This is a genomic window from Prevotellamassilia timonensis, assembly GCF_021531665.1.
Taxonomy (GTDB): domain Bacteria; phylum Bacteroidota; class Bacteroidia; order Bacteroidales; family Bacteroidaceae; genus Alloprevotella.
Genome location: NZ_JADYUH010000005.1, coordinates 67,566 through 76,018, shown reverse-complemented (window position 1 = coordinate 76,018; position 8,453 = coordinate 67,566). Strand labels below are relative to the sequence as shown.

Sequence of the window (8,453 nt, the reverse complement as noted above, 5' to 3'; positions counted from 1 at the left end):
CACCGGAGCAAATCAAGCAGATGCTTCCTTATTATTACAAAAAATCTCACGGATAACCCGTGAGATTTTTTTGCCCGCATAGGACGGCTGATTTCGGATGGTTACGCATAGCCCAAGGCAAGGGTGTCCATCGTGAGGTGGAATCTGAAGGAAGCCGGCGGCAAACATCTGGTCTGACGAACAGAAACTTCATACAAGGCATATGCCCGTGGGTAAGGTTGCTATACAAACTAAAGCCCCATAGCTATTCGGAACGGGTGGTGTAAATGAAGCAGACATAAGATGGAAAGTTAATGCCCTTATCTGAGGAGGTCTCGCAGACGAGCCTTTTGGCAAGTAGTAACAACGAACTGCGAGAAGTCAGCAGAGGTCGTAGTACCTAAAGCACGTGTGCTTATGGGGAAGGACCGAATCGTGCAGTGCAATAGTAAATGACTGCTACCTGTAAGAGTCCTTTGTAGTCAGATGTTCGAAAGAAGCTCTCTAATCACACGATAGGACGGAATCCGACAATAGATTGGAAATGACGTTTCTCTACGGGATGGCTGAAAACAACTTGCCACACATCGTGAGATGAGAAAGCACGAAACCGCCGTATGCGGAACCGCTTGTACGGTGGTGTGGGAGGTCGGTAAATGCGAAAGTAGGAGGCAAATGCCTTTTATGATTAGCATTTACCTCCTACCCGATTTGTGCTTTTCTCTCGCGGATTTTCGCCGAGGTTTTCGCCGAGTTTTGAAAGGCTCGCAGATTTCGCAGATTTCGCAGATTTTTAATCGCTCGTAGATTTCGCAGATTTCGCAGATTTTAGGATGTTTTTTGAGGAAAATGAGGGCGCAGAGAGGTGTTTTTACTGCTTTTTCAAGGGAAATTCGCGAAAATGTAACTTTTCTGAGTTAAATTAACAACAATTACCCCCCCGTCTTTGGCTTTTAACATTTGAATCGTATTTTTGCAGCGCAAAACTATCAAGGAGTAAGAACAACTCATTAAATATTTAACTCAAACAAACTAAAAATGCGTAAAACACTTTTGCTCTTGACAATGCTCTTCTGCGTTGTTGGTGGGTTGTCTGTCTCTGCGCAGACAGAGACAGAGACAGTGACGCACTACAAGCCGGGAGTGCGCAAATCAACGTTCGCAGTTAATGATTTGGTGTTTATTTACAACACCAATCGGAATGGTGACCGTACCGGCTTCCTCAAGAAGAACGGGAATAGTCTTGAACTCGTGAAGGAAAAGCCGTATGCCGGTTCTTCCAACTTACATTATGACAAGGCTGCTGGTGCCTCCGTTTGGAAGATTGCCAGTGTGGAGACGGGTTTGAGCAATGACATTGTCAAACTCTCTATCAAGCCTGCCAGCGCAGACACTTATCTGAAGTTTGATGGTACTTCAAACAATGCAGACGTTCAGTATCTTTATTTGCAGAATTGGTCAGGGAACACATTTACTAAAGAAGCACAAAACCATGAAAACATCAGTGGTGAATCTGTAGCTTACACTGAGATTACTTCCTCAGACAATGTTTGGGTCGTAGGTAACAGCGCCACTCCGACTTCGTATTGGAATGGCGAAGTGAGTAGGTTCGTCACTTATTCAAAAGGTCATGGCTACGCTTTCTACACCGCGGAAGATGCTTCCAGGGAATATCAGGCATTGCTTAATGAAGCAAAAGTTGATTTTAACGCTGCTTATACTACTGGCCACAACTACTACAGTGAGATCAAACCTGTGACGTTAAGTGATGCTGCCCCTGTGACACTCACTGCCGATGGCAATCTTTTCTGTAATGCAGAACAGACCAAAACGGGTACTGATGACTCTGGTATGACGCTTTCCAACCTTGTGGACAACAGAGACAACACTTCTTTCCACTCTTCTTGGCAAGATAATGTAGCCGCTGCTCCCAGCACCTGGCACTATTTGCAAGTGAACTTAGCGGAAGCGACCAGTTTTATAGACTTCACCTATCGTACTCGTCACGATAAGGGTCCATACCCCACCATCATTGAAATTCAATGTAGTTCCGACAATGTGAACTATGTGAGCGTTGCCACCTTCACCAAGGATGCAGATGGTTTGCCTCAGGCAAATGCAACATCTTTCTCTTCTCGTGTCCTCGTTTTACCCTTTGCTTCTAAATATATCCGTTACGTGGTGAAAGGTAATTCCTCTGGTGGTACATTCAACGGTTACCCCTACTTCGCTCTTTCTGCATTTGGTCTTAATACGTACACCATTTCTAATACAAGTGCCTCCACAGATCCCTACGACTATGAGTTCAATTCTGCCTATTACAATTTGTTGGCAACTGCAGCAACAATTAACGAAGCGGATAATTCCACCCTTTTATTGAGTGATGTGACTCCCATCACTGAACAGTTAACAGCGCTGAACAACAAATACGGCGTATATGCTTCCACCAAGGATCTTGACTTCATCACAGTGGATCCCGCTTCTCCCAAGTATTTTGCCATCAAGTCCGGTCGTACAAGTCAGAACGTAGGTGACTATTGGATGTGGACACTCAAGAGTTGTGAGGGTGGCAAGATTAAGATTGAGAGTATGGCAGATGCAACTGCTGTCAGCAACAATGTCTTCACTTATTGGTCTATGGTGAGAGATGAAGCTACCGGCTTTCTCAAGCTTATCCCTTACATTGAACCTTCTCTGCCGATGGGTTACACCACGGTGGGAGATGGTGAAAACAAGTTGACCAATATCAGCACTACTTCCGGCTATGTCAGCAACCTTTATGAGTATGTGCCTTCAGGCAATACCGATTATCCTTACGCTCTGAAACCTGCCGGTGGTAGCACTTATGTGTCCAATCATACTGGTACAGATTCATACATGGGCTTTTATAATGTCCTTGATGACGCAGGAACTTACTTTGCCGTAGTTTCTCAAAACCCGATTACACACATAGAGAATCTTCGCACGCTCAACACCGCCTTGAAAAACTCCGGCATTGGGGCTTTGAAAGAAAGCAATTTTGGAACCGGTTTGAACCAAGTGCAACAGAGTTGCAAGTCAGGTTATGATGACTTCTTCAGTGCAGTGAATTCTCCCCTCGCCACACAGGCTCTCACTGAACTCACTGATGACCAACTCACCACACTCACTACACGCATCTCCAACAACCCTCCTACTCTTGAAATGAACCAGCCTGCCACCGGCAAGTTCTATCGTTTCAAGAGTGTGAAACACAGCGATAAACGTTTGCGCTCTGACAAATCCGGTAATACATTAAAGTGTGGTGATGTCAATGACAATGGTCGTGAGTCCATCTTCTATTTGACTGCTGACAACAAGCTTGTGGCATACGTGGAAGGACAATACATTGGCTGGAATAAAGATGCTTTGGCAGATGTGGGTCATGCAGGTTATGTAACTGCTTTCAGATGTGGTATTGACTACGCTTCTTATACCATCGCCACGGTGGATGGTGATAATAAGCGTGCTATCTATTGTAACGGCACAACATGGGATCGTGGCAATTTGGCCGATAATGCCCACACCGACTCCGGTTATGACTGGGTGATTGAAGAGGTTTCTTGGTTGCCCGTGGGTGTCAGCACGGCTGCCGGATTTGGAACGCTCTATAGCCCTGTGGCTCTCGGACAAACTAATGGCGTGGATACTCGTCGCATTCAAGCCTACACCGGGGCTGTGGCTGACGGTGTGCTGAAACTCACTCCCATTGAAGGCACTATTCCGCAGAACACGCCCGTCATCTTCCAATATTTGACCGGTGAAGAAAACGGCAAGGTGTTCCTCCAGGTGATGGGTGATGTGGCAGACGCTGATTATGCCAACAACGGCACGGAAGGTTATCTCGCCGGACAGTTCGTCACCACCGCCAAGGGTGCTAACGCCAGCATCTACACGCTGCAGAACGGTTCCAAAGGCATCGGCATCTATAAGTACAGTGGTGCAAACATCCAAGGTTTCCGCGCTTATCTTCCCTACACTGCTCCCGCCGGGGCTAATGCGCTCCGCATAGTCTTCGACGATGTTACCACCGGCATCGAGGGCATCGAGGTGAACGACGGTGGCAAGACTGCCATCTATGACCTCAGCGGTCGCCGCGTGAGCCGCATGACCAAGGGACTCTACATCGTGAACGGAAAGAAAGTGTTCATAAAGTAAACAGATTAATCACCTCAAAACTTTTGACTATATGAAAAAGACTTATATCAAACCCTCTTTGGAGGTGGTTGAACTCATGGGTTCCAACGAGGTTCTCACTCGCACTTCTCTCGGTATCTATTCAGACGATGCAGATGCAGGCGATGAGTTCCTCTCCAACAAGCGGGACAATCAAGAACAGAAGCCTTCTTCCGGCAGTTGGAATTCTTCCCTTTGGGGAAACATGGAATGACAAGATGACGGTGCGACACTCCGGCGCACAGGTTTCCGTGTCGCAGAGGTGACGCACCGTCTCAAACGCGCTTGCTGAAACTTCATGTTCAGCGGGTATCAATATTATTTGTAATTTTTTGTGAGCCGCCCGAAGTGATTCGCGCGGCTCATTTTGATTTGCTACTCGTGCCCTTAGGCAGATTCTGTGGCGCGTTTGGTGATGTCTTGGATGATGAGCCCTCCGAGCGTGAAGCCGAAGATGGCAGTGATGTGAATGAGGCTTCCGTTGACGAGGGATTTGATGGATTTGTCCTCGTTGGGATTTTCCTCACCGCGGTTCTGCAGTAGTTCGTCGCTGAAGACGCAGAGGAATTTTCGGGCGGGGAAGTTTTTTTCTTTTTTGAATCGACGACGCAGCGCAGCGGCAAGCGGACAGCCCTTCACCTTCCAGAACTCGGCGACGGCGATGCGCGTCGGGTCCAGTTTCAGTGCGGCACCCATGGAGGAGAAGAGACGTGCCGTGGAGCGGGTGGCGTTGCGAATCAAAAGTGCCTTGTCTGCCAACGAGTCGATGGCATCAACGACGTAGTCAAAGTCATTGAGATTATAGGTCTCCGCCGTCTCTGCGTCATAGCGCCCGTGAATGGCACGCACGTCTGCTTCCGGGTTGATGGTCAGCAGATGTTTGCGCAGAGCATCCACTTTGACCTCTCCAACGGTCAGGGTGGTTGCCATGAGTTGGCGGTTGATGTTGCTCGGTTGCACTTTGTCAGCATCGACGATGGTGAGGTGCGTGATGCCGGTGCGCACGAGTGCCTCGGCACACCAACTTCCCACTCCTCCCACTCCGAAGAGAATCACTTTCTTTTGGGAGAGCAGGGTAGTGGCGTCATCGCCCAACAAGCGGTTTACACGGGAAAAGATATCAGTTTTCAAGGTTTTGAGGGGGGGAAAGACAAAGAGTCAAAGAGACAAAGAGACAAAGAGACGAAGAGTCAAAGAGACGAAGCGTCAAAGAGACAAAGAGACAAAGGGACAAAGAGACAAAGAGTTGAAGAGACAAAGAGACGAAGGGACAAAGAGTCGAAGAGACAAAGAGACGAAGAGACAAAGGGACAAAGAGTCGAAGAGACAAAGAGACAAAGAGACAAAGAGTTGAAGAGACAAAGGGACAAAGAGTCTAAGAGTCAAAGAGACAAAGAGTTGAAGAGACAAAGGGGGGAAGAGTCGAAGAGACAAAGAGACAAAGAGTTGAAGAGACAAAGGGGGGAAGAGTCGAAGAGACAAAGAGACGAAGGGGAAGGGACAGGGAACAGCGTGGGATTTTGAGTTTCCGCGTCGCTTACGCGACGTGAACGGTGGTAGAAAAACTCCGCCGAAGGCGGTCGCTGTTTCTTGAAGCGTGGCACACGCTTCAAGAAGAGAGGAGGGGGGGATGCAAGCATGCTGGGGAGCGCCTCGCGGCAAGGCGGTGTGTCATAATAGCCAATCTGCTTCGTTGCTATCGGATTCGGGCTTGGTCATATACTTCAAACTCCGCCGAAGGCGGTCGCTGTTTCTTGAAGCGTGGCACACGCTTCAAGAAGAGAGAAGGGCGGATGCAAGCACGCCGGGGAGCGCCTCGCGGCAAGGGGCGTGGCTCACGCCCCGACGAGCGAAAGCCACCGCGCCACCGAGTCACCGCCCCGACGAGCCGACGAGCGAAGGGTCACGCTTTGTGCAGTGCTTCAGCCAGGGCGGTCATGGAAGGGAAGAGCAGGTCAGCGCCGGATTGGAGTAGAACGCTTTCCGGCAGCGGTCCCGTGTTCACCGCGATGGTGAAGATGCCTGCGGCGACGGCGGCTTGTACGCCCAGCGGTGCGTTCTCCACCACGATTGCCTCCCACGGTTTCAGTCCCGTGCGTTCCAGTCCCAGGAGGTAAGGTTCCGGGTTCGGTTTCCCGTGTCGCACGTCTTTGCTTGAGACAATCAGTTCCGGGCGAAAGATGCCCGGGTAGTTATCCTCCAGGCGTTGCAGCAGCGATTGCTGTCCGCTTCCCGTCACCACTGCGATGGTCAGTCCCAGATTCTTCACCTCCTTCAGCACCTCCGCTGCCCCCTCCATTTTGGGCGCTTCGGGGCAAGCGTTGAAGAGGCGGCATTTCGCTTCATAGATTTGTTCCATCTCCTCCGCTGTGGCGGGTCGTTTCCAATATCTCTGTGCGAGAATCTGAATGGTCGCCTCGCCGGTTCGTCCCTCGTGCATATAAGCCTCCTCCGGCGTCATGTTCAGTCCGAAGTTCGTGCAAACCTTCGCCCAGGAAGAAGCGTGGTTCGGCATGGAGTCGAAGAGCACGCCGTCCATGTCGAAGAGCACCGCTTTCGGCGTGAGGGCAGGATAGTTGTGTCGTTCAAGGAAGCGCTTGAGAGCGGCGGTTCCGTTGTGAGAAGACAAGAGAGGGAAAGCCACCTTCCCCTCTCTTTCCATTGATTCATTGTGGTTCATGTCGGACACGAAGTAAGTGTCAGTTTTTAGATACGTGCTTTGATGGCAGCCGTTTCGTTTTCGTAGCCCGGTTTGCCGAGCAGCGCGAACATATTCTTTTTGTAAGCCTCGACGCCCGGTTGGTTGAACGGGTTCACTTCCAGGAGCAGACCGCTGATTCCGCAGCCACGTTCGAAGAAGTAGATGAGTTGTCCGATGGTGTATTCGTCCAGTTTTTCCATCACGATGCGGAGGTTGGGCACTCCACCGTCCACGTGAGCCAGGCGTGTGCCGAGTTCCGCCATTTTGTTCACCTCATCGACGTGTTTACCTTCGAGGAAGTTCAGTCCGTCGAGGTTTTCTTCATCGTGGGGGAAGAGCACGTTCGCATTCGGGTTTTCGACCGAAATCACGGTTTCAAAGACGGTGCGTTCGCCCTCCTGAATCCATTGTCCCATGGAGTGGAGGTCGGTGGTGAGGTCCACGGCAGCGGGGAAGATTCCCTTTCCGTCCTTTCCTTCGCTCTCGCCGTAGAGTTGTTTCCACCATTCGTTCATGAAGTGGAGTTTGGGCTGATAGTTGGCGAGGATTTCGATTTTCTTTCCAGCCTGATAGAGAGCAAATCTTGTGGCTGCATACTGTTCTGCCGGGTTCTCGTTGAACGGTACGGAGGGAGCGCAGGCACGTTCCATGTCGGCGGCACCCTTGACCAGGGCTTCGATGTCAAAACCTGCGCAGGCGATGGGGAGTAGTCCGACCGGTGTCAGCACGCTGAATCGTCCGCCCACGTTGTCGGGAATGATGAAACTCTTGTAGCCTTCTTTGTCCGCAGTGGTGCGTGCTGCGCCTTTTTTGGCGTCAGTGATGGCGACGATGACCTTGCGTGCGGTTTCGATGCCGCGCTGTTCCTCGCACTGTTTGCGGAGGAGTCGGAAGGCGAGTGCCGTTTCGGTGGTCGTTCCGCTCTTGGAGATATTGATGACGCCGAATTTGCGGTTTTTCAGGAAGAGGGTGAGTTCGCTGAGATAGTCTTCGCTGATGTTGTTTCCGGCGAAGAGGATGACGGGATTCTTACCGTCGTTGATGAGCCATTGGAAACTGTTGCTGAGCGCTTCGATGATGGCGCGTGCGCCGAGGTAACTACCGCCGATGCCAGCCACGACAATTGTGTCGCAGTTTTCGCGAAGCACGTTAGCCGTTTCTTTGATGTCGGCGAGCAGTTCGGGAGAAGTTTCAGAGGCGAGGTGCATCCAACCGAGGAAATCGTTGCCCGGGCAGGTGCCTTCTTCCAGCGCCTTTTGAGCCGCTTTCACGCGCGGTTCGAGGGATGCGATGGTGTTTTCAGAGAGAAAGGAGACAGCCTTGCTGCTGTCGATTTGAATATTACTCATGATGATGAAAGTGTTTAGGAGTGTTCTATGATTTATGGAATAAGGAGTGTTCAAAAGGAGGTGATCAACCCAATTTATGGAACACTCCTTTAGTTTTTGTATTGTCCGGAAGGGAAGGCGTGGGGCGAACGTTCTGTGGAGGAGAAAATCCTCTCGTTCGGAGCAGCCCCTTTGATTTTCAAGGTGCAAAGTTAGTGCTTGCCTCCGAAAGGAGCGACATTGTTTCCTCA

General features: G+C 50.4%; 5 protein-coding genes. 2 read left to right on the top strand and 3 right to left on the bottom strand.

Annotated elements, in window-relative coordinates:
- The first annotated feature begins 1,230 nt into the window (after nucleotides 1–1,230).
- Nucleotides 1,231–4,155 carry a discoidin domain-containing protein gene (locus I6E40_RS02490; RefSeq protein WP_235385275.1) on the top strand — a complete coding sequence of 975 codons (2,925 nt, stop codon included), beginning with the start codon at nucleotides 1,231–1,233 and terminating at the stop codon, nucleotides 4,153–4,155.
- A gap of 31 nt (nucleotides 4,156–4,186) precedes the next feature.
- On the top strand, nucleotides 4,187–4,387 hold the full coding sequence (locus I6E40_RS02485; protein WP_235385274.1) for a hypothetical protein: 201 nt from the start codon (nucleotides 4,187–4,189) through the stop codon (nucleotides 4,385–4,387).
- Nucleotides 4,388–4,560: 173 nt separating this feature from the next.
- Here I6E40_RS02485 and I6E40_RS02480 read toward each other — a convergent pair whose 3' ends face one another.
- From I6E40_RS02480 to I6E40_RS02470, 3 genes are all read right to left on the bottom strand, one after another.
- Complete coding sequence (locus tag I6E40_RS02480; protein WP_235385272.1) at nucleotides 4,561–5,304, bottom strand: ThiF family adenylyltransferase; 744 nt, start codon at nucleotides 5,302–5,304, stop codon at nucleotides 4,561–4,563.
- A 772-nt stretch (nucleotides 5,305–6,076) separates the two neighbouring features.
- Entirely contained in the window at nucleotides 6,077–6,835 is a 759-nt protein-coding gene (locus I6E40_RS02475; protein WP_235385280.1) for an HAD family hydrolase, read from the bottom strand.
- A gap of 44 nt (nucleotides 6,836–6,879) precedes the next feature.
- A complete protein-coding gene (locus I6E40_RS02470; RefSeq protein WP_235385271.1) occupies nucleotides 6,880–8,223 on the bottom strand; it encodes a glucose-6-phosphate isomerase in 1,344 nt (447 codons plus the stop codon).
- Between the last annotated feature and the right edge of the window lie 230 nt (nucleotides 8,224–8,453).